Genomic DNA, 19,527 nt, shown 5'->3' on the forward strand with positions numbered 1-19,527 from the left:
GTCACCCAGCCGTACCGGGGGGGCAACTAAACCCTCCCACACACCTAGCCACATTCCCTCGGGGGGGGCCCCCCCCCCCCGCCCGGCGGGGGGGGCGGTCCGCGCCCGCCCCCGCCCCCCCCCCACACCGGCTGAGGCGCCCGGCCACGCCTATGGCTGCGGCGGTCGCTCGTCGTCCGCGCGCGTGCCCGTGCTGTCTGTGCGCGTGCTCGTCTCCGCGCATGTGTCCGAGTGCAGTACGCGGCGTATCTGGCGCAGCAGCGGCACGCCGTCGCGCGTTCTGCGGCCGTGCACGCGCGGATCGTCCATCACGTCGTACCGCTTCACATACGCCCCGAGGAACGCCTGGAGCGTGGCGACCGCCGGGATCGCGATCAGGGCACCGACCGCGCCCAGCAGCGCCGTCCCCGCGATGACCGACCCGAAGGCCACGGCCGGGTGGATGTCGACGGTCTTGGCGGTCAGCTTGGGCTGGAGCATGTAGTTCTCGAACTGCTGGTAGAACACCACGAATCCGAGCACCCAGAGCGCGTACCAGGGATCCACGGTGAAGGCGATCAGCATCGGCAGCGCGCCCGCCAGATAGGTGCCGATCGTCGGGATGAACTGGGAGACGAGCCCCACCCAGATCGCCAGCGCCGGTGCGTACGGCACCCGCAGGATCTCCAGCACGACGTAATGCGCGGCACCGGAGATAAGGGCCATCAGCCCGCGTGAGTAGAGATAGCCGCCGGTCTTGACGACGGCTATCTCCCAGGCGCGCAGCACTTCGGCCTGCCGGGCCGGCGGGAGTACGGAGCAGAGAGCGCGCCGCAGCCGGGGACCGTCTGCCGCGAAGTAGAACGAGAACAGGAAGATCGTCAGCAGCCGGAACAGCCCACCCAGCACGGTGGTGGAGATGTCCAGAACACCCGTCGCGCTGTTCTGCACATAGCGCTGGAGCCAGTCGGAGTGCAGCAGGCTGTCCTGGACGGCGACCCTGGACAGCTCCGTGCGGAAGGTGTCGTTGATCCAGTTGATCACCGAGTCGAGGTACTGGGGGAAGGAGTCGACCATTTCGATGATCTGGCTCGCCAGCATGGACCCGAGCATCACCATGAAGCCGACTGTGACGATCAGGACCGCGAAGAAAACCAGGAAAGTGGCGAGTCCACGCCGCATCCCGCGGTCCGCCATCCGGCTCACGGCGGGCTCGACCGCCAGCGCCAGGAAGAACGCGATCAGCATATTGATCAGCAGGCCGATGAGCTGGTGGAACGCCCAGCTGCCGAGCTGGAAGCAGGCTATGAGCGCCAGCGCGAGGACCATGGCGCGCGGCAGCCAGCGGGGCATCTGGCGCCGCACGTCGTCACTGTCCGCAGCGGCCGCAAGGGACGCAGGGGACGCCGGCGTGCCCGATGGGCTCGTGGAAGAGCCCGCGGGAGCCGTCGTCGGAGGAGCCGCCGCGGAAGCCGCCGAAGACGCCTCGGGGGGCGTGTCCGGTGCGGGATCCGGCGGAGGGATCGGCGGTCGGAGGTCCGGTGCGGAGTTGTCGGTCGGTGCCACTGAGCAAGTGTCGCCTACCGCTGTGACAACCGGCCCCACGGTCGGACGAAATCACATCGCCTCCGCGGCGCCGCGCCGCCCCAGGGGCGGTGCCGGGCCCGCACGTCAGCGCTTCTCTGGCGGAATCCCCATGGCGACGCAGACTCCGCGCCAGACGTCCTTCGCCTCCCAGCCTGCTTCCAGCGCCTCGTGGACCGTACGACCGCCCAGCTCCGCCATCACATGGTCACGGGCGAAGGAGTCGGCGTAGGCCGCCCCGAAGTGCTCCGCCATGCGCTCCCAGAAAATCGTCAACCGCATGCCACCAGTATCCCGCCCCTGAGAGTGCAGCCCGGCCGGTCCCCCTTGCTCAGAACCCGTTCCGCCCTACGGTCGGACCCATGGCCGGCACCGCAGCATCCTCCGCGTTCTCAGGGCCCTCCGGAGCCTCCCCCTCCTCCCCGCCCTCCCCGCCCTCCCTGTCTCTCCCGTCGCCCCTCTCCCGCGCCGAGCACTTCATCTGGCTCACCGCCCGGGTACTCGAACAGCGACGTTTCGCCTACCACTTCCTGGACGGAGGGACCGGTCGGGGCCGTGGCGCCGAGGCCGTCGAGGCGGCCCTCGTCGCGTACCGCGAGGAGGACGGCGGGTACGGTCACGGGCTCGAACCCGATCTGCGCGGCCCCGTGAGCCAGCCGCTGCACACGGCGCACGCGCTGCGCGTACTCGACTCCATCGGCCGCTGCGACGGGCTGCGGGTCGAGCGGATCTGCCGCTACCTCACGGCGGTCTCCACGGCCGAGGGCGCGCTGCCCGCCGTCCACCCCTCCCTGCGCGGCTATCCGTACGCACCCTTCCTCCCGGTCGTCGACGATCCGCCGGGCGACCTGCTGGCGACGGGCCCGGTGGTCGGGCTGCTGCACCGCAACGAGGTCTGGCACGCCTGGCTCTTCCGCGCCACCGACTTCTGCTGGGCGGCCGTCGAGGGGCTGGAGGAGTCGCATCCCTACGAGATCGAGGCGGCGGTGGCCTTCCTGGACGGCGTCCCCGACCGGGCGCGGGCCGAGGCGGCGGCGGACCGCCTCGGCCGGCTCGTACGGGCGCGCGGGCTGGCGGTACTGGATCCGGCGCGCCGCGCGGCGTACCCCGTACCACCGGGGTACGCGCCGGGCGAGCACCACTTCCCGTACGACTACGCGCGCGTGCCCGAGTCGCTGGCCCGCGCCTGGTTCACGGACGAGGAGATGGAACGGTCGCTCGACCATCTGGCCGGCCTTCAGCGCGAGGACGGCGGCTGGCCGATCGGCCGTCGCGCATGGGCACCGGGTACGGCGCTGGAGTCACGGCCGATCGTGACCATCGAGGCGCTGCGCACACTTCGCGCCCATGGCCGTGTCATCAGTTGACGCCGTCAGGACCTGACGGGACCTCATCCGCCGATTGCCCGCACCCCCGCCGTGACGACCACCGCCGCCGCCACGACCACCAGGAACGGGGCGCGCAGCACCAGCGCGAGAGCCGCCGCGGCGAGCCCCGCGCCCCGGGCGTCCAGCACGAGCGCGCCGTTCGCGCTGAAGGTCTGCTGAGCGGTCAGCGCGGCGAGCAGGGCCACGGGCAGCAGGGCCGACAGCCGCTGGACGAGGGGGCGCTCCAGCGCGCCCGCGGGCACGAGCAGGCCCAGAAGTTTGACGAGGTAGCAGCCGACGGCGGTCGCGCCGATCGCGATCCAGATGTTCAAAGGTCCGTTCCCTTCCGACGGGCGCCGAGCCTGCGGCCTTCGAGCCAGAGGACGGCGGGTGCGGCCAGCGCCGCGACGAGCACCGGGACACCGGCGGGCAGCACGGGCAGGAAGCCGAGCCCCAGGACCACGGCGATCCCCGCGACCGCCCGCTCGGTGGGCGTACGGAGCATCGGTGCGAGCAGGGCGAGGAAGACGGCGGGGCCTGCCGCGTCCAGTCCCCAGGCGTCGGTGTCGCCAAGGGCTTCGGCGCCCAGCGCCCCGCCCAGGGTGGTGAGGTTCCACAGGACGTAGAGCGTGAGCCCGGTGACGGTGAAGCCGATGCGGGCGCCGCGCCGGGTGGGCTGGGCGAGCGCGACGGCGGTGGTCTCGTCGATCACCCACTGGGCGGCGAACGGCCGTACGGGCCCCGGCAGCCGCAGCAACTGGGACAGCCTGAGCCCGTAGAAGGCGTTGCGTACGCCGAGGAAGAACACGCCCGCGGCGGCGGTGAGCGGATTGCCGCCCGCCGCGAGCGCGCCGACCAGTGCGAACTGGGAGGCGCCGGTGAAGACCAGCAGGCTGAGCGCGCAGGTCTGGAGGACGGTGAGCCCCGCGCCCGCCGACGTGACGCCGAAGGCGAAGCCGGAGAGCCCGACGGCGATGCCGACGCCCAGGGCGTCGCGCACGACGGCCGAGTCCGACTTGGGCTCGGGCTCGTTCCCGAGCTCGGGAATGAGAATGGGAGCGGGGCCGGAGTCGGGCTCCGGGGCGCTCCGGGCGGGACCGTGCGCCGGTATGTCCGCGGCCGCGGACGCTGTCTGTTCTGCCACGTCAGGGACGTTACGCGGGGTGGGCGGGCCCGGTCTTGTACGTTCTTGCGCTCCCGCCCCGCCTCGGAGCCCGTTCAGCCCCCGAGGCGGCCGTCCGCTCCCTGCGGTACGCACCGGGCGGCACTCCGACGATCCGGCTGAAATGGCGGTTCAGATGGGGCTGGTCGGTGAACCCGACGGCCACGGCCGCCTCGGCCGGTGTCGTACCACCGTCCAGCAGCCGCCGGGCCCGGCGTACCCGCGCGTCCGTGAGCCAGGTGTGCGGCGGCAGCTCGTAGGTGCTCCTGAAGGCCCGCAGCAGCGCGAAGGGGCTGGTGCCGAGGTCCGCCGCGAGCCGTTCCAGGGACGGCGGGTCCGCCATCCGCTCCTCCAGCACGGCACGCGCGCGTGCCGCGATCCGTGCCCCGGCGCCCCTCACCTGGCGCTGCCTGAGCGGCCCGCCGTTCAGCCGCAGCAGCCGGGTCACCGCGACCCGCAGCAGTGTGTCGGCAGCGAGCGCGTTGCCCTCGTCGGCGGCGCGCAGCACCTGGTGGACGAGGCGCGTGGTGTACGGATCGTCCACCACGGGGGCGACGAAGCCGGGCGTACCGCGGAGCGTGGTGGTCTCCGCCGCGATGGAGGCGATGACGTCGACGGCCGGGTAGACGGCCCCGTACCGCCAGCCCTCGGGGCCCTGGGCATGGCCGGCGTGCGGGGTCTCGGGGTTGATCAGCGCGAGCGAGCCAGGACCCGCGTACTGATCGCCGCCTCCGTGGTGGAAGACATCGACCCCGTCCGTGATCGCGGCGATGACGAAGGTCTCGTGGGTGTGCCGCAGGAACGTCTTGTCTATGTAGCGCGCACGCAGCAGATCGACGTCCGGAAGCTCGGAATAGCGCCAGTGCCGTGCCTGCTCCCGCGGTGCCATGCGTCCATTCTGCGCTGCCTGTCCCTGGCGCTGCACCGCCTGTACCTGCGGCCGCACCGCCTGTACCCGGGGCTGCGCCGCCTGTACCTGGGGACTGCGCCACCGGTCCCCCGGGTCAGCGCCACCGGTCCCCCGGGGTGTTTGCCCAGGTCCGGGCGATTGTCAGTGGCGGGGTGCACGATGGGGGGCATGGCACGCTCCGCGCTCGACTCCTTCTCCCCCGCGACCCGAGGCTGGTTCACGGGGGCCTTCTCCGCGCCCACCGCGGCGCAGGAGGGGGCCTGGCGTGCCATCCAGGAGGGCTCGGACGTGCTGGTCGTGGCCCCGACCGGCTCGGGCAAGACGCTGGCCGCGTTCCTCGCCGCCCTGGACCAGCTGGCATCGCAGCCGCCGCCCGCCGAGGCGAGGAAGCGCTGCCGGGTGCTGTACGTATCGCCGCTCAAGGCGCTCGCCGTCGATGTGGAGCGCAATCTGCGCAGCCCGCTCACGGGAATCCGGCAGGAGTCCGTGCGGCGCGGGCTGCCCGAGCCGGAGGTCCGGGTCGGTATCCGCTCCGGTGACACCCCGGCCGCCGAGCGCCGGTCGATCGCCACGAAACCGCCGGACATCCTCATCACCACCCCCGAGTCGCTGTTCCTGATGCTCACGTCCTCGGCCCGGGACGCGCTCGCCGGGATCGAGACGGTGATCCTGGACGAGGTGCACGCCGTAGCGGGGACGAAGCGGGGCGCCCATCTAGCCCTGTCCCTGGAACGGCTCGACGAGCTGCTGCCACGCCCCGCCCGCCGGATCGGTCTGTCGGCGACGGTGCGTCCGGTGGAGGAGGTCGCGCGCTATCTGTCGCCGCAGCGCAGGGTGGAGATCGTCCAGCCGCGCTCCGGCAAGGAATTCGATCTCTCCGTGGTCGTCCCGGTCGAGGATCTTGGCGAGCTGGGCGGCTCCCCCGCCTCGGAGACGGACAGCGCGGACAAGCCGTCGATCTGGCCGCATGTGGAGGAGCGGATCGCCGATCTCGTCCAGGCGCACCGCTCCACGATCGTCTTCGCCAATTCCCGTCGCCTGGCGGAGCGGTTGTGCAACCGGCTGAACGAGATCGCGTACGAACGGGCCATGGGCTCGGTCCCGGACGCGCCCGGCTCCGCCCCGGCGATGCCCGAGGACCACTCCCCGGCCGAGCTGATGGGCCAGTCGGGCGCCGCCAGGGGCGCGCCCGCTCTGCTGGCCCGCGCGCACCACGGCTCGGTCTCCAAGGAGCAGCGCGCCCAGGTCGAGGAAGATCTCAAGGCGGGCCGGCTGCCCGCTGTCGTGGCCACGTCCAGTCTGGAGCTTGGCATCGACATGGGCGCGGTGGATCTGGTGGTCCAGGTCGAGTCGCCGCCCTCGGTCGCCTCCGGCCTCCAACGGGTCGGCCGTGCGGGACACCAGGTGGGCGCGGTCTCCACGGGCGTCGTCTTTCCCAAGTACCGCGGCGATCTCGTCCAGGCCGCCGTGGTCACCGAGCGGATGCGCACCGGCGCCATCGAGGCCCTGCGCATCCCCGCGAACCCCCTCGATGTGCTCGCCCAGCAGCTGGTCGCCATGGTCGCTCTGGACACCAGACAGGCCGACGATCTACTCACCCTTACCCGCCGCGCCGCGCCGTTCGCGTCGCTGCCCGAGTCGGCGTTCACGGCCGTGCTGGACATGCTCGCCGGGCGCTACCCCTCCGACGCCTTCGCGGAGCTGCGTCCGCGCGTGGTGTGGGACCGCGTGGCCGGTACGGTCACGGGCCGCCCGGGCGCGCAGCGGCTCGCCGTCACCTCCGGGGGCACGATCCCCGACCGGGGGCTCTTCGGTGTCTTCCTCGCCGGAGCCGATCCGAAGAAGGGCGGCGGCAGGGTCGGGGAGCTGGATGAGGAGATGGTGTACGAGTCCCGGGTGGGTGATGTCTTCACGCTGGGCACGACCTCCTGGCGGATCGAGGACATCACCCGTGACCGGGTCCTGGTCACCCCGGCCCCCGGCACCCCGGGTCGGCTTCCGTTCTGGAAGGGCGACCAGTTGGGCCGTCCGCTGGAGCTGGGCCGCGCGGTGGGCGCGTTCCTGCGCGAGGTGGGTGCCCTCTCCGAGGAGGACGCCAGACTGCGGCTGCTGACCGCGGGCCTCGACGCCTGGGCCGCCGGAAATGTGCTGTCGTATCTGGACGAGCAGCGCCGCGCCTGCGGTCATGTCCCCGACGACCGGACGATCCTCGTCGAGCGGTTCCGCGACGAGCTGGGCGACTGGCGCGTGGTGATCCACTCCCCGTTCGGCGCGCAGGTGCACGCGCCGTGGGCGCTGGCCCTCGGCGCCCGTCTCTCCGAGCGGTACGGCATGGACGCGCAGGTCATGCACGCCGACGACGGCATCGTGCTGCGGCTCCCCGACGCCGATCTGATGGGCCTGGACCTCCTCGATGAGGAACCGGACCGTCTCAGCACGGCTTTCGACAGCGAACAGGCGCCGATCGGAGCCGCGGATGTCGCCTTCGACGGCGGCGAGATCCGCGGGATCGTCACCGACCAGGTGGGCGGCTCCGCGCTGTTCGCCTCCCGGTTCCGGGAGTGCGCCGCGCGGGCGCTGCTGCTCCCCCGCCGGAGCCCGGGCAAACGCACTCCGCTGTGGCAGCAGCGTCAGCGCGCCTCCCAGCTCCTCCAAGTAGCGAGCGAGTTCGGCTCGTTCCCGATCGTGCTGGAGGCGGTCCGGGAGTGCCTTCAGGATGTCTTCGACGTCCCTGGCCTCACGGAACTCATGGGCGACATCGAGTCCCGGCGGGTCCGGCTGATCGAGGTCACCACCCCCGAGCCCTCTCCCTTCGCCCGGTCGTTGCTCTTCGGCTATGTGGCGCAGTTCCTGTACGAGGGCGACTCCCCCCTCGCGGAGCGGCGAGCCGCCGCGCTGTCCCTGGACTCCCGGCTGCTGGCGGAGCTGCTGGGCCAGGCCGAGCTGCGTGAGCTGCTCGACCCGGAAGTCCTCACAGAGCTGGAACGGGAGCTCCAGTGGCTCACCGAGGACCGCCGCGTCAAGGACCTGGAAGGGGTCGCCGATCTGCTGCGGGTCCTCGGCCCGCTCACGGACACGGAGTTGGCCGAGCGCGGCGCGCGGCCCTCCTGGGCGAAGGATCTCGCCACCGCCCGCCGCGCCATCAGGGTGAGGATCGGCGGAGCCGATCACTGGGCGGCGGTCGAGGACGCGGGCCGGCTGCGGGACGCCCTGGGCACGGCGCTCCCGGTCGGTGTCCCCGAGGCGTTCACGGAGCCGGTGAAGGACCCCCTGGGCGATCTCCTCGCCCGCTACGCCCGTACGCACGGCCCGTTCACTTCGAACGCGGCGGCCGAGCGGTTCGGTCTCGGCCCCGCGGTCACGGACGGCGCGCTCCAGCGGCTCGCCGCGAGCTCCCGGGTCGTGCAGGGCGAGTTCCATCCTTCCGGCATCGGCCAGGAGTGGTGCGATGCCACGGTCCTGCGCCGGCTGCGCCGCCGCTCGCTGGCGGCGCTGCGTCAGGAGCTGGAGCCGGTGGCGCCGGCCGCTCTCGCCGCATTCCTCCCGCAGTGGCAGCATCTGAACGGCAACAGCCTGCGCGGTATCGACGGACTCGCCCGTGCCGTGGAGCAGTTGCAGGGTGCTCCCGTTCCGGCGTCGGCGCTGGAGAAGCTGATCCTGCCGTCCCGGGTGTCCGGCTACACACCCGCGCTCCTGGACGAACTGACCACCACGGGCGAGGTCCTGTGGGCCGGAGCGGGCGCCCTGCCCGGCAAGGACGGCTGGGTCTCGCTCTATCTCGCCGACGCCGCACCGCTGTTGCTCCCGCCCCCGCACCCCCTGGAGCTGACCGCCCTCCACGAATCGGTGCTGGCCACGCTCTCGGGCGGCTACGGCCTGTTCTTCCGGCAGATCACCGATCAGGTCCGGGCCACCACGCACCCGGATGTGACCGACCCTCAACTGGCGGACGCCGTATGGGATCTGGCCTGGTCCGGCCGGCTCACCAACGACACCCTCGCGCCGCTGCGCTCGCTGCTCGGCTCGGGCCGTACGGCGGGCTCCACGGCGCACCGCGCCCGGCGCCCGGTGCCGCGGGGACGTTACGGCACGCTCACGGCCGCGGCCCGCCCCGCCTCCCGTACAGGCCCGCCCACCGTCAGTGGCCGCTGGTCGTTGCTGCCCGCCCTGGAGCCGGAGCCCACGCACCGCGCCCACGCGCTCGCCCGTACCCTCCTCGACCGCCATGGAGTGGTGACCCGGGGCGCGGTCGCGGCCGAGGGGGTCGCGGGCGGTTTCTCGGCGGTGTACCGCGTTCTGTCCGCCTTCGAGGACAGTGGCCAGGCCCGTCGCGGCTATGTCGTGGAGGGCCTGGGCGCGGCCCAGTTCGCGATGGACGGCGCCGTCGACCGGCTCCGCGCGGCGGCGACGGTCCGTGACCGCGCCGACGCGCATCCCTCGCCCCGTGCCGTCGTGCTGGCCGCCGCCGACCCCGCCAACGCCTATGGGGCCGCGCTTGCCTGGCCCGATCCCCCGGACGGCGCCGGCCACAAACCGGGCCGCAAGGCCGGTTCACTCGTCGTTCTCGTCGACGGCGAGCTGACCCTCTACATGGAGCGCGGCGGCAAGACCCTGCTGGCCTGGCCCACCGACCCGGAAGACCCCTCGCTCCGGGCCGCCTCGGAAGCCCTGGCGAGCGCGGCCCGTGCGGGGGCGCTCGGTACGGTCACGGTGGAGCGTACGAACGGCACCCCTGCCCTGACATCCCCCCTCGGGCGCGCTCTGGAGTCCGCCGGCTTCCACGCCACCCCCCGGGGCCTGCGCCTGCGGGCCTGAGCGTGCGAGCCTGAAACCATGCCCGAGGGAGACACCGTCTGGCAGGCCGCCCAGCGCCTGCACACCGCGCTCGCGGGGCACCGGCTGATCCGCTCGGACCTGCGGGTGCCCCGGTTCGCGACCGCCGATCTCACCGGCCGGACCGTCCTCGATGTCACACCGCGCGGCAAGCATCTGCTCACCCGTATCGAGGGCGGCCTCACGCTCCACTCGCATCTGCGCATGGACGGCTCCTGGAAGGTCTACGCCCCGGGTGAGCGCTGGAGCGGCGGTGCGGCGCACCAGATCCGGGCCATCCTCGGCACCTCCGAGCGCACGGCCGTGGGCTATCGCCTCCCCGTCCTCGAACTGCTGCGTACCAGCGACGAGGAGCGGGTGGTGGGGCATCTCGGCCCCGATCTGCTCGGCCCGGACTGGGATGCCGCCAGGGCCCTGCGCAACCTGCTGTCCGAGCCCGCGCGCCCGGTCGGGGAGGCGCTGCTCGATCAGCGCAACCTCGCCGGAGTCGGCAATATCTTCAAGTCCGAGACCTGCTTCCTCGTTCGCGCGAACCCCTGGCTGCCGGTCGGCGAACTCCCCTCGCCCGAGCGCCTGGTGACCGCGGCGAAGACACTCCTCGAAGCGAACCGGAACCGTCCGGGCGGCTCTCGGCGGCTGTATGTCTACGGCCGCGCGGGCCGCCCCTGCCCCCGCTGCGGCACCTCGATCCGTACGGCCGAACAGAACGGCCGGCCCACCTTCTGGTGCCCGCTCTGCCAGCCGGGCGCCCCCAGTTGATGTACGAGGCGTACGAACTGTCGTAAGCGTTGACGTACGAGCCGACGGCCGCGCACGAGTTGGCGCACCGGCTGACGATGCGTCACAGCCGGGGGCGACGCTGCCGCGCCGACGCGACATGCACGGGCAGCAGGCTCAGCCCCCAGCCGCCCGCCGCCACCGCCCCTTCCACCAGTCCGGTGTTCTCGGGCACCAGCGCGATGCGCAGTACGGCCCACCACCACACCACGCCCAGGGCGAGCGCCGGCAGAAGGATCCATCGCCTTGCCATGGCTGCCTCCTCCGGCCGACCCTAGCCACGCACGATCACCCGCCGGGAGAGCGCATCGGGTGCACTCCCCGGCGTGCGCACTCACTCCCGGTCGCGCCCCTGCCGCAGCGACAACGCGGCAGGGGCGCGGCCGGCCCCTCGTCCTTCGCCCGGGGCTCCGGCCCGGTCAGGCGCTTTTCGCCTGGAACATCCAGGCGTCCTCCCATTCCACTCACAGTTTTTGGATCACAGTTCGGTACACACGCAACTTCCACCATGACACAACTGGAACAAAACGGGCATTTGAGAAAGACAAAAGCCCCTGCCGACATCACTGCCGACCGGGGCTCAGGTCAACGCTTCAAAGCTTCGTCAGGCGGCGACGACATCCACCGCCTCCGCGGGCGCCTTGATCGTCACCCGCTCCGTCGGCACTCCGGCCACCGACGTCACAGAGACGGAATTGAGCATTGGACGTACTGCCGCGGGCACCGGCTCGTTCGCCGCCGCCGACGCGGCCAGCTCGGCCAACGACAGCTCGTCACTCACTTCACGCATGAGCTCTGACATCCGTACGTCAAGCGCGTCGCAGATCGCCGAGAGCAGCTCGGAGGAAGCCTCCTTCTGCCCCCGTTCCACCTCGGAGAGATAACCGAGCGAGACCCGGGCGGACGAGGAGACTTCGCGCAGAGTACGGCCCTGGCGCTGGCGCTGCCGACGCAGCACGTCACCAAGCAGGCGACGGAGCAGAATCATCGGTGGCTCCCTCCTCGGACCGCGTAGCCGCATCCTTCACGCCCCACCGTACCGCCTAGTGCCGCGGCCGTGCGGGGAGCGATGTCGTGTTCACTCAGGGCTGCAAACATCAATTCCCCCCGTTCTGTTCCGTATCCTGTGCCCGCCCGTTCCCGGAGAGTTCGCTGAGGAGCAGACCGAGCACGCTCCGTACACTCTCTTTACGGATGTCCGCCCGGCCGCCGTTCAACCGCGGTGCGGCCACTTTCCCCACACCTTCCGGTCCCACCACCGCCACGTACACGGTGCCGACGGGCTGTCCGTCCTGCGGATCGGGGCCCGCGACCCCGGTGGTCGCCACTCCCCAGCCGGCCCCGAGCACACGGCGCGCTCCGGCCGCCATCTGGAGCGCCACTTCGGGGTCCACGGCGCCGCGCTCCTCCAGAAGGGTCCCGTCGACGCCCAGAACATCCCGTTTGAGGTCCGTCGCGTACGCCGTGACGGACCCGCGGAAGGTCCGGGAGGCACCGGGGACCGCCGTGAGCTCCGCGGCCACCAGACCGCCGGTGAGGGATTCCGCGACGGCCAGCGTCCCGCCGCGCTCGGCCAGGATCTCCAGCACCCGGGCCGCCCGGTCAGCGGCCGAGCGCACCTCCCCGGCACTGTGCGGCACCGCCCCGGCCCGCACGGCACTCACCGCGCGGACTCCGCCGCCGCGCGCTCCGCCGCGAGCCCCTGGCGCCGCAGGACGACCGCCTGCCGTACGTAGTCCAGTCCCGTGATCACGGTCAGCGCGACGGCCACGGCCATCACCCAGAACCGCAGCGTGGCCAGCGGCCCGGTCAGCGCGAGTACGTACATCCCCACGGCCACACCCTGGGCCAGCGTCTTCATCTTGCCCCCGCGGCTGGCCGGAATGACCCCGTGCCTGATCACCCAGAACCGCATCAGCGTGATGCCGAGTTCACGGAAAAGGATGACGCCCGTCACCCACCACGGCAGATCGCCCAACGCGGAGAGACAGATCAGCGCCGCTCCCATGATCGCCTTGTCCGCTATCGGGTCGGCGATCTTCCCGAAGTCGGTGACCAGGTTGTAGGCCCGCGCCAGGTGCCCGTCGAAAACATCCGTGATCATGGCGACGGCGAAGGCGGCCCAGGCCCAGGCGCGCCAGACGGGGTCGAAACCGCCGTCCTGGAGCAGCAGCAGTACGAAGCCGGGTACGAGCACCAGCCGCACCATCGTGAGGATATTGGCGATGTTCCACAGACTGGCCTGATTGACCGCCGCGGCCCCCAGCTTGCCGCCGGGTGCCTGCTTCTGGCCGTTGCCACCGGGCACCGGTGTCGCGCCGCCGCCCGCCGCGGACGCCGGGACTCCGGTCATCTGGCAGCCTCCTCGCCCGGGATCCGGGAGCCGTCCCCCGGAAGGTCGTGATACTCGGCCACCAGGTCCACGCCTTCGGTACCGATCACCTTGGCCTCGACCATGAGACCGGGGCGCAGGCCCTCGCCGGAGGTGAAGATCACCTGGCCGTCGGTCTCCGGGGCCTGGTGCGCCGCACGGCCGACCGCCGCCTCCCCGTTCCCGCCCTCCGGGTCGATCGACTCGACGAGTACTTCCAGGCTCTCGCCGAGCCGTTCCTCGGCCCGCTGGGAGGTCAGTTCCTCCGCCAGCCGGGACAGGTGCGCCAGCCGCTCGGCGATCACGTCACCGTCCAGCTTGTCGGCGTACGTCGCGGCCTCCGTACCGTCCTCGTCCGAGTAACCGAAGACGCCGATGGCGTCGAGCCGCGCCCCGTTCAGGAAGCGCTCAAGCTCGGCGAAGTCCGCCTCGGTCTCGCCGGGGAAGCCGACGATGAAGTTGGAGCGCACACCGGCCTGCGGCGCCTTGCCCCGGATGGTCTCCAGCAGCTCCAGGAAGCGGTCGGTGTCCCCGAAGCGCCGCATCGCGCGCAGCACACCCGGAGCGGAGTGCTGGAAGGACAGATCGAAGTACGGCGCGACCTTGGGCGTCGAGGTCAGCACGTCGATCAGCCCCGGCCGCATCTCGGCGGGCTGGAGGTAGCTGACCCGCACCCGCTCGATCCCGTCGACGGCCGCCAGTTCCGGCAGCAGCGTCTCCAGCAGCCGGATATCGCCGAGATCCTTGCCGTACGAGGTGTTGTTCTCGGAGACGAGCATGACCTCCTTGACGCCCTGCTCGGCCAGCCAGCGCGTCTCGCCCAGCACATCGGAGGGACGCCGGGAGATGAAGGAGCCGCGGAACGAGGGAATGGCGCAGAAGGAGCAGCGCCGGTCGCAGCCGGAGGCGAGCTTCACGGAGGCGACGGGGCTGCGGTCCAGCCTCCGCCGCAGGGGCGCTCGGGGCCCGGAGGCCGGAGCGACCCCTTCGGGAAGGTCCTCGGGGGCCGGCGCCGCCTCGGCCGGGGACTGCGCGTGGCCGGGCAGCGCCACCTCCGCGCCCTGGCGCTCGACCGGGCTGAGCGGCAGCAGCTTGCGCCGGTCGCGGGGCGTGTGCGAGGCGTGGATGCCGCCGTTGAGGATGGTCTGGAGCCGGTCGGAGATATCGGCGTAGTCGTCGAATCCGAGCACGCCGTCGGCCTCGGGGAGGGCTTCCGCGAGCTCCTTGCCGTACCGCTCGGCCATGCAGCCGACGGCCACGACGGCCTGGGTTCTGCCCTGATCCTTGAGATCGTTGGCTTCCAGTAGGGCGTCGACCGAATCCTTCTTCGCGGCTTCGACGAATCCACAGGTGTTGACGACGGCGACATCCGCCCCCGAGGCGTCCTCGACGAGCTCCCAGCCGTCCGCTGCCAAGCGGCCTGCAAGCTCCTCCGAGTCCACCTCGTTACGGGCGCAGCCAAGAGTGACAAGGGCGACGGTACGGCGTTCGGGCATGGGCTCAAGACTACTTTGTCCTGGCCCCGCCCCCGCCGTGCAGGGTTGCTCAGCCGGCCTCGGGGTCGCCCTGGGTGTACGAGAGTCGCTCAACCTGGCCCGGCTCGAACTCGTCCTCGACCTTCTTGCCGTTCACGAAGAGCTCGATCGCACCCGCGTTTCCGAGGATCAGATCGATCTGCTCGTCGTCCTGGAAGGTCTTGGAATCGCCCTTCCGCAGCGTTCCGTCGAACAGCAGCTTGCCATTGGACGATTTGGCCGAGACCCAGCTCTTGTCGTCTATGGCCGACAGCTTCACCGTGACCTTGTCGAGCGGAGCGGCGGCGATGGCGCTGTCCGACGGCTCGGGTTTGGGGTCGGCCGACTTCGTGGGACTCGGTTTGGTGCTCTTCGCGGGCTTCGCGCCCTCGGCGACCTTCTTGGTCTTCGCGCCGTCGTTTCCGTCGCCGAACGCCGTGAAGCCGACGAAGCCGACCACCGCCACGATCGCGGCGACCATGGCCGCGGTCCAGTTGGGACGGCGGCGCTCCGGCCGGATCCGCTCGGCCTCGAACAGCGGCGCCGCGGGCGTGGGCACCGGCCGCCCGCCGTGCTCGGAGTCGAACTGCTCGACCAGCGGCACGGGATCGAGCCCCACCGCGCGAGCGATCATACGGATGTGCCCACGGGCGTAGACATCGCCGCCGCAGCGCGAGAAGTCGTCCTCCTCGATCGCGTGCACGATGGGGATGCGCACCCGCGTGGAGCCGCTGACCTCGTCGACCGTCAGATCCGCGGCGATACGGGCCCGCAGCAGCACCTGGCCGATCGAAGGCCGGTCCACCGGGGGGGAGTTGGTGTCGGAATCGGCGTCGCCGGGGACGTGGTCCTTGGCCTGGCCGTCGATTTGATCGTCGGGAACGTTGCCGTCTGGGGAATCTGGGGACTTGCCGTCGGGGGATTTGCCGATGGACACGAGGGCGCCTTTCGAGCGTGTAGCCACCTGCTGGACGTTCAGTCTATGGGTGGTACGAAAGGGTGGGGCAACCGGGCGGATGCAGTTTGTACGCCATCAGAATGGCCGGACGGCGCAGTGGAGGAACAAGACGCTCTTCCTCTCTCCAACTTGACGTATGCGCACGGGAAACGGTTGCCCTCGGATTGCCTCGGGAATCCGTTTCCCTACGCTGGAGACTCCCCGCGGATCACCGCGAGCACTCCATCGAGTTCGTCGGCCTTGACCAGGACGTCACGGGCCTTGGAGCCTTCGCTCGGGCCGACGATGTTCCTCGATTCCATCAGGTCCATCAGCCGGCCGGCCTTCGCGAAGCCGACCCGCAGCTTTCGCTGAAGCATCGAGGTCGAACCGAATTGTGTGGAGACCACCAGTTCGGCGGCCTGGCAGAGAAGGTCGAGATCGTCGCCGATGTCCTCGTCGATCTCTTTCTTCTTCGCCGTCCCGACCACGACATCGTCCCGGAAGACGGGTGCCATCTGATCCTTGCAGTGCTGGACGATCGCCGCGACCTCATCCTCGGTGACGAAGGCGCCCTGCATACGGGTCGGCTTGTTCGCTCCCATCGGAAGGAAGAGGCCGTCGCCCTTGCCGATCAGCTTCTCCGCGCCCGGCTGGTCGAGGATGACCCGGCTGTCCGCCAGGGAGGACGTCGCGAACGCCAGCCGCGAGGGCACGTTCGCCTTGATCAGACCGGTGACGACATCGACCGAAGGACGCTGGGTGGCCAGCACCAGATGGATTCCGGCGGCGCGGGCCAACTGGGTGATACGGACGATCGAGTCCTCGACGTCACGCGGCGCGACCATCATCAGGTCCGCCAGCTCGTCCACGATCACCAGCAGATACGGATACGGCGACAGCTCGCGCTCGCTGCCCTCCGGAGCCATGGCCTTGCCGTCGCGCACGGCCTTGTTGAAATCATCGATATGGCGGTACCCGTACGCCGCGAGGTCGTCGTAGCGCAGATCCATCTCCCGTACGACCCACTGAAGCGCCTCGGCCGCCCGCTTGGGGTTGGTGATGATCGGCGTGATCAGATGCGGGATGCCCTCGTACGCGGTCAGCTCGACCCGCTTGGGGTCGACAAGGACCATCCGGACGTCCTCCGGGGTCGCCCGGACCATCACCGACGTGATCAGGCAATTGATACAGGACGACTTTCCGGAGCCGGTCGCGCCCGCGACCAGTACGTGCGGCATCTTCGCGAGGTTGGCCATCACATAGCCGCCCTCGACGTCCTTGCCGAGCGCGACCAGCATCGGATGGTCGTCCTCGGCCGCGTCCGCGAGCCGCAGAACGTCACCGAGGTTGACCATCTCGCGGTCGGTGTTCGGGATCTCGATGCCGACCGCGGACTTGCCGGGGATCGGGGAGATGATCCGTACGTCGGGGCTGGCCACGGCGTACGCGATGTTCTTGGTGAGGGCGGTGATCCGCTCGACCTTCACGGCCGGGCCCAGCTCCACCTCGTACCGCGTGACCGTCGGGCCCCGGGTGAAGCCGGTGACGGCCGCGTCGACCTTGAACTCCATGAAGACATTGCTGAGCGAGGCGACGACGGCGTCGTTGGCGGCGCTGCGCGTCTTGCCGGGGCCGCCGCGCTCCAGCAGATCGAGTGAGGGCAGCGAGTAGGTGATGTCCCCGCGGAGCTGGAGCTGTTCGGCGCGCGGCGGCAGCGGCTTGTCCCGCGCGGGCGGCGCCTTGGTCAGATCCGCGACACCGGCGCCGGCCGCGGGAGGCCGCTCGGCCTCGCGCGCCGTTGGCAGGGGTACGGAGCGCTCTGCCGCGTCCTCGACCGGCTCTTCCAGGGGCACCTGCCGCTCTCCGGGCCGCTGCCCCGCCTTCCGGCCACGGTCCACGGAAACGCTCTGGGTGAGGTCCGCGACGATCGGCGAGGGCGGCATTCCGTTGAGGACGGCACCGTCCAGCGCCGCCGCGGCGGCCGCGGCCACATCCACGGCGTCCATGGGGCGGTCCATGGACGGCTGTACGGAGGCCCTGCGCGGCCGGCGCCGCTTGGAAAGCGCCTCCACCTCGGCCCGGTCGGGGTCGTACTCCGCGGGGCCCCCGCCGCGGCGCGCGGACGGACGGCGTCCACCGGAGGGCAGCGCCGCGCGCCACTGCTCGTCGTACCGTGCGTCGTCGTCGTACCGTTCCTCGTCGTCGAACCGCTCGTCGTCGAACCGCTCCTGCTCATGGTCGGGCCGAATGATCCCGAGCTTGGTGCCGAGCAGCCGCAGCCGCTGCGGGATGGCGGCGACGGGGGTGGCGGTGACGACCAGCAGACCGAAAAGGGTGAGCAGCAGAAGCAGCGGTACGGCAAGGACCTCGCCCGTGGTGAAGATCAGTGGTGTGGAGGCGGCCCAGCCGATCAGCCCGCCGGCGTCCTGTATCGCTTCCGTGCCCGCGTCTCGCCCCGGGGCGCCGCAGGCGACATGGACCAGCCCGAGCACGCCGATCACGAGCGCCGAGAGTCCGATGACGATCCGTCCGTTGGCCTCGGGCTTCTCGGGGTAGAGGATCAGCCGTACGGCGATGGCGCCCAGCAGTATCGGCACCAGCAGATCGAGCCGGCCGAAGGCTCCGGTGACGAGCATTTCGACCAGGTCGCCCACCGGCCCGCGCAGATTCGACCAGGTGCCCGCCGCGACGATGAGGGCGAGGCCGAGCAGCAACAGGGCCAGCCCGTCCTTGCGATGGGCCGGATCGAGCCCTTTCGCTCCGCGCCCTATGCCGCGGAACATCGCGCCGACGCCGTGCGCCGCTCCGAGCCAGACGGCGCGGACGAGCCGGTACACACCGCCGGTCGGGCTCGGTGCGGGTTTGGGTGCCGGCTTGGCGGCAGCCTTCTTCGCGGGAGCCTTCTTGACCGGTGCCTTCTTGGGCGCGGTCTTCTTCGCCGCGGTCTTCTTGGCGGGCGCCGCCTTCGCGGCACCGGTCGTACGGCCGGCCCGCGGCTTTGCGGTGCCCGCCGTGCCCTGGGAACCCTTGCCGGACGTACGTGAGGCCATGGTGGTGAGGTTACCGGTGTGAACGGCCGGGGACACGTGTGCCCACCGCTTCACCCGTTCGTGTCGCCCGCGCCTCGGCGGGAAACTGACGTGGCCGCTCGGTCAGTTCGGCGAGGGAAGCGGCGGCGAACCGCTGCCCGTCCCCGGCTCCAGCGCGTCGAGCGCCCGCCGCAGTCCGGTGAGTTTGCGCTCCAGATGGGCGGCGGTGGCCACGGCGGAGGGGTCCGCCGAATCGTCGTCCAGCTGTTTGGAGAGCGCCTCGGCCTGTTCCTCAACTGCCGCGAGCCGCGCGGACAGTTCGGCCAGCAGCCCGGCAGGCTCTCTGACCTCGCCCGCCCCGGCCAGCTGAAGTCTCAGCAGTTCGGCCTGTTCCTTGAGCTGGCAGTTCTTCATGTACAGCTCGACGAAGACCGAGACCTTGGCGCGCAGCACCCAGGGGTCGAACGGCTTCGAGATGTAGTCCACCGCACCCGCCGCGTACCCACGGAAGGTGTGATGCGGGCCATGGTTGATGGCCGTCAGGAAGATGATCGGGATATCGCGCGTACGCTCCCGCCGCTTGATGTGCGCGGCGGTCTCGAAACCGTCCATCCCCGGCATCTGGACATCCAGCAGAATGACCGCGAAGTCGTCCGTCAGCAGCGCTTTGAGCGCTTCCTCCCCTGACGATGCCCGCACCAGCGTCTGATCGAGCGCGGAGAGGATCGCCTCCAGCGCCAGCAGATTCTCCGGCCGGTCATCGACCAGGAGGATCTTGGCCTTCTGCACCATGGCCGCCCGCCCTCCTCGCCCCGGCATGGGGCGCCCCCTGCTCGCGGAGCTCGGCGAAACACCGGGCGCCGCCCCAGGGGACGGCTCCCTTACGCCGTCCGTCCTTGTGCCGGTCATCGTAGCCGCACCCCGCCTGTCGCCACACCCTGTCACCGTTATGTCACTGTGCTCGAAGCGGAAACGCGGCGCGAGACCAGAAGGTTCCCCGAACCACGGCGCCTCACACGCCATCGGGCATATTCCTTCAGCACATCACACTGATTCGTGCA

General features: G+C 71.1%; 16 protein-coding genes. 3 read left to right on the plus strand and 13 right to left on the minus strand.

The features are described from left to right. Positions 1 to 150 precede the first annotated feature (150 nt). Both ACFRMN_RS30260 and ACFRMN_RS30265 read right to left on the minus strand, forming a co-directional pair. The gene (locus tag ACFRMN_RS30260) at positions 151 to 1,332 is read right to left on the minus strand and encodes an AI-2E family transporter (protein WP_383025375.1); all 1,182 of its coding nucleotides are present in this window, start codon (positions 1,330 to 1,332) and stop codon (positions 151 to 153) included. A 318-nt stretch (positions 1,333 to 1,650) separates the two neighbouring features. Next, positions 1,651 to 1,845 carry a DUF3046 domain-containing protein gene (locus ACFRMN_RS30265; RefSeq protein WP_383025333.1) on the minus strand — a complete coding sequence of 65 codons (195 nt, stop codon included), beginning with the start codon at positions 1,843 to 1,845 and terminating at the stop codon, positions 1,651 to 1,653. An 80-nt stretch (positions 1,846 to 1,925) separates the two neighbouring features. On the opposite strand from ACFRMN_RS30265, the gene ACFRMN_RS30270 reads away from it, so the two are divergent. After that, the gene (locus ACFRMN_RS30270) at positions 1,926 to 2,930 is read left to right on the plus strand and encodes a hypothetical protein (RefSeq protein WP_383025336.1); all 1,005 of its coding nucleotides are present in this window, start codon (positions 1,926 to 1,928) and stop codon (positions 2,928 to 2,930) included. Between the two features lie 23 nt (positions 2,931 to 2,953). Here the strand turns inward: ACFRMN_RS30270 and ACFRMN_RS30275 are convergent, their stop codons facing one another. The 3 genes from ACFRMN_RS30275 to ACFRMN_RS30285 form a co-directional block, all read right to left on the minus strand. Next, complete coding sequence (locus ACFRMN_RS30275; protein WP_383025339.1) at positions 2,954 to 3,262, minus strand: AzlD domain-containing protein; 309 nt, start codon at positions 3,260 to 3,262, stop codon at positions 2,954 to 2,956. Next, complete coding sequence (locus ACFRMN_RS30280; RefSeq protein ID WP_383025377.1) at positions 3,259 to 3,984, minus strand: AzlC family ABC transporter permease; 726 nt, start codon at positions 3,982 to 3,984, stop codon at positions 3,259 to 3,261. Before ACFRMN_RS30280 ends, ACFRMN_RS30275 begins: the two co-directional genes overlap by 4 nt. A 100-nt stretch (positions 3,985 to 4,084) precedes the next feature. Beyond that, positions 4,085 to 4,981 (minus strand): AraC family transcriptional regulator, encoded by an 897-nt coding sequence (locus tag ACFRMN_RS30285; protein ID WP_383025342.1) that lies wholly within the window; start codon positions 4,979 to 4,981, stop codon positions 4,085 to 4,087. A 189-nt stretch (positions 4,982 to 5,170) separates the two neighbouring features. Between ACFRMN_RS30285 and ACFRMN_RS30290 the strand changes: the two genes are divergently transcribed. Both ACFRMN_RS30290 and ACFRMN_RS30295 read left to right on the plus strand, forming a co-directional pair. Further along, positions 5,171 to 9,817, plus strand: a complete 4,647-nt coding sequence (locus ACFRMN_RS30290; protein WP_383025345.1) for an ATP-dependent helicase — start codon at positions 5,171 to 5,173, stop codon at positions 9,815 to 9,817. Positions 9,818 to 9,835: 18 nt separating this feature from the next. Then, on the plus strand, positions 9,836 to 10,594 hold the full coding sequence (locus tag ACFRMN_RS30295) for an Fpg/Nei family DNA glycosylase (protein ID WP_383025348.1): 759 nt from the start codon (positions 9,836 to 9,838) through the stop codon (positions 10,592 to 10,594). A gap of 82 nt (positions 10,595 to 10,676) precedes the next feature. Here the strand turns inward: ACFRMN_RS30295 and ACFRMN_RS30300 are convergent, their stop codons facing one another. The 8 genes from ACFRMN_RS30300 to ACFRMN_RS30335 all read right to left on the minus strand — a co-directional run bounded on the left by ACFRMN_RS30300 (position 10,677) and on the right by ACFRMN_RS30335 (position 19,258). Next, positions 10,677 to 10,865: a hypothetical protein gene (locus tag ACFRMN_RS30300; RefSeq protein WP_383025350.1), complete on the minus strand. Its 189-nt coding sequence runs from the start codon at positions 10,863 to 10,865 to the stop codon at positions 10,677 to 10,679. 351 nt (positions 10,866 to 11,216) lie between these two features. After that, positions 11,217 to 11,600: a helix-turn-helix domain-containing protein gene (locus tag ACFRMN_RS30305; RefSeq protein ID WP_030350081.1), complete on the minus strand. Its 384-nt coding sequence runs from the start codon at positions 11,598 to 11,600 to the stop codon at positions 11,217 to 11,219. Positions 11,601 to 11,709: 109 nt separating this feature from the next. After that, positions 11,710 to 12,201 carry a CinA family protein gene (locus ACFRMN_RS30310; protein WP_383025380.1) on the minus strand — a complete coding sequence of 164 codons (492 nt, stop codon included), beginning with the start codon at positions 12,199 to 12,201 and terminating at the stop codon, positions 11,710 to 11,712. A 71-nt stretch (positions 12,202 to 12,272) separates the two neighbouring features. Then, a complete protein-coding gene (pgsA, locus tag ACFRMN_RS30315; protein ID WP_383025352.1) occupies positions 12,273 to 12,965 on the minus strand; it encodes a CDP-diacylglycerol--glycerol-3-phosphate 3-phosphatidyltransferase in 693 nt (230 codons plus the stop codon). Then, positions 12,962 to 14,479 (minus strand): 30S ribosomal protein S12 methylthiotransferase RimO, encoded by a 1,518-nt coding sequence (rimO, locus tag ACFRMN_RS30320; RefSeq protein WP_383025355.1) that lies wholly within the window; start codon positions 14,477 to 14,479, stop codon positions 12,962 to 12,964. The genes pgsA and rimO overlap by 4 nt, the downstream gene beginning before the upstream one ends. A 49-nt stretch (positions 14,480 to 14,528) precedes the next feature. Then, the gene (locus ACFRMN_RS30325; RefSeq protein ID WP_383025383.1) at positions 14,529 to 15,302 is read right to left on the minus strand and encodes a helix-turn-helix domain-containing protein; all 774 of its coding nucleotides are present in this window, start codon (positions 15,300 to 15,302) and stop codon (positions 14,529 to 14,531) included. A 338-nt stretch (positions 15,303 to 15,640) separates the two neighbouring features. Then, complete coding sequence (locus ACFRMN_RS30330) at positions 15,641 to 18,487, minus strand: DNA translocase FtsK (RefSeq protein ID WP_383025358.1); 2,847 nt, start codon at positions 18,485 to 18,487, stop codon at positions 15,641 to 15,643. Positions 18,488 to 18,589: 102 nt separating this feature from the next. Then, a complete protein-coding gene (locus ACFRMN_RS30335) occupies positions 18,590 to 19,258 on the minus strand; it encodes a two-component system response regulator (protein ID WP_383025361.1) in 669 nt (222 codons plus the stop codon). Positions 19,259 to 19,527: the final 269 nt, after the last annotated feature.

It is taken from the genome of Streptomyces sp. NPDC056835 (assembly GCF_042789485.1).
Lineage (GTDB): Bacteria > Actinomycetota > Actinomycetes > Streptomycetales > Streptomycetaceae > Streptomyces.

Coding starts and splice junctions, on each gene's coding strand:
- ACFRMN_RS30260 (WP_383025375.1), bottom strand. CDS start 1,332: ATGCCCCGCTGGCTGCCGCGCGCCATGGTCCTCGCGCTGGCGCTCATA.
- ACFRMN_RS30265 (WP_383025333.1), bottom strand. CDS start 1,845: ATGCGGTTGACGATTTTCTGGGAGCGCATGGCGGAGCACTTCGGGGCG.
- ACFRMN_RS30270 (WP_383025336.1), top strand. CDS start 1,926: ATGGCCGGCACCGCAGCATCCTCCGCGTTCTCAGGGCCCTCCGGAGCC.
- ACFRMN_RS30285 (WP_383025342.1), bottom strand. CDS start 4,981: ATGGCACCGCGGGAGCAGGCACGGCACTGGCGCTATTCCGAGCTTCCG.
- ACFRMN_RS30290 (WP_383025345.1), top strand. CDS start 5,171: ATGGCACGCTCCGCGCTCGACTCCTTCTCCCCCGCGACCCGAGGCTGG.
- ACFRMN_RS30295 (WP_383025348.1), top strand. CDS start 9,836: ATGCCCGAGGGAGACACCGTCTGGCAGGCCGCCCAGCGCCTGCACACC.
- ACFRMN_RS30300 (WP_383025350.1), bottom strand. CDS start 10,865: ATGGCAAGGCGATGGATCCTTCTGCCGGCGCTCGCCCTGGGCGTGGTG.
- ACFRMN_RS30305 (WP_030350081.1), bottom strand. CDS start 11,600: ATGATTCTGCTCCGTCGCCTGCTTGGTGACGTGCTGCGTCGGCAGCGC.
- pgsA (WP_383025352.1), bottom strand. CDS start 12,965: ATGACCGGAGTCCCGGCGTCCGCGGCGGGCGGCGGCGCGACACCGGTG.
- rimO (WP_383025355.1), bottom strand. CDS start 14,479: ATGCCCGAACGCCGTACCGTCGCCCTTGTCACTCTTGGCTGCGCCCGT.
- ACFRMN_RS30330 (WP_383025358.1), bottom strand. CDS start 18,487: ATGGCCTCACGTACGTCCGGCAAGGGTTCCCAGGGCACGGCGGGCACC.
- ACFRMN_RS30335 (WP_383025361.1), bottom strand. CDS start 19,258: ATGGTGCAGAAGGCCAAGATCCTCCTGGTCGATGACCGGCCGGAGAAT.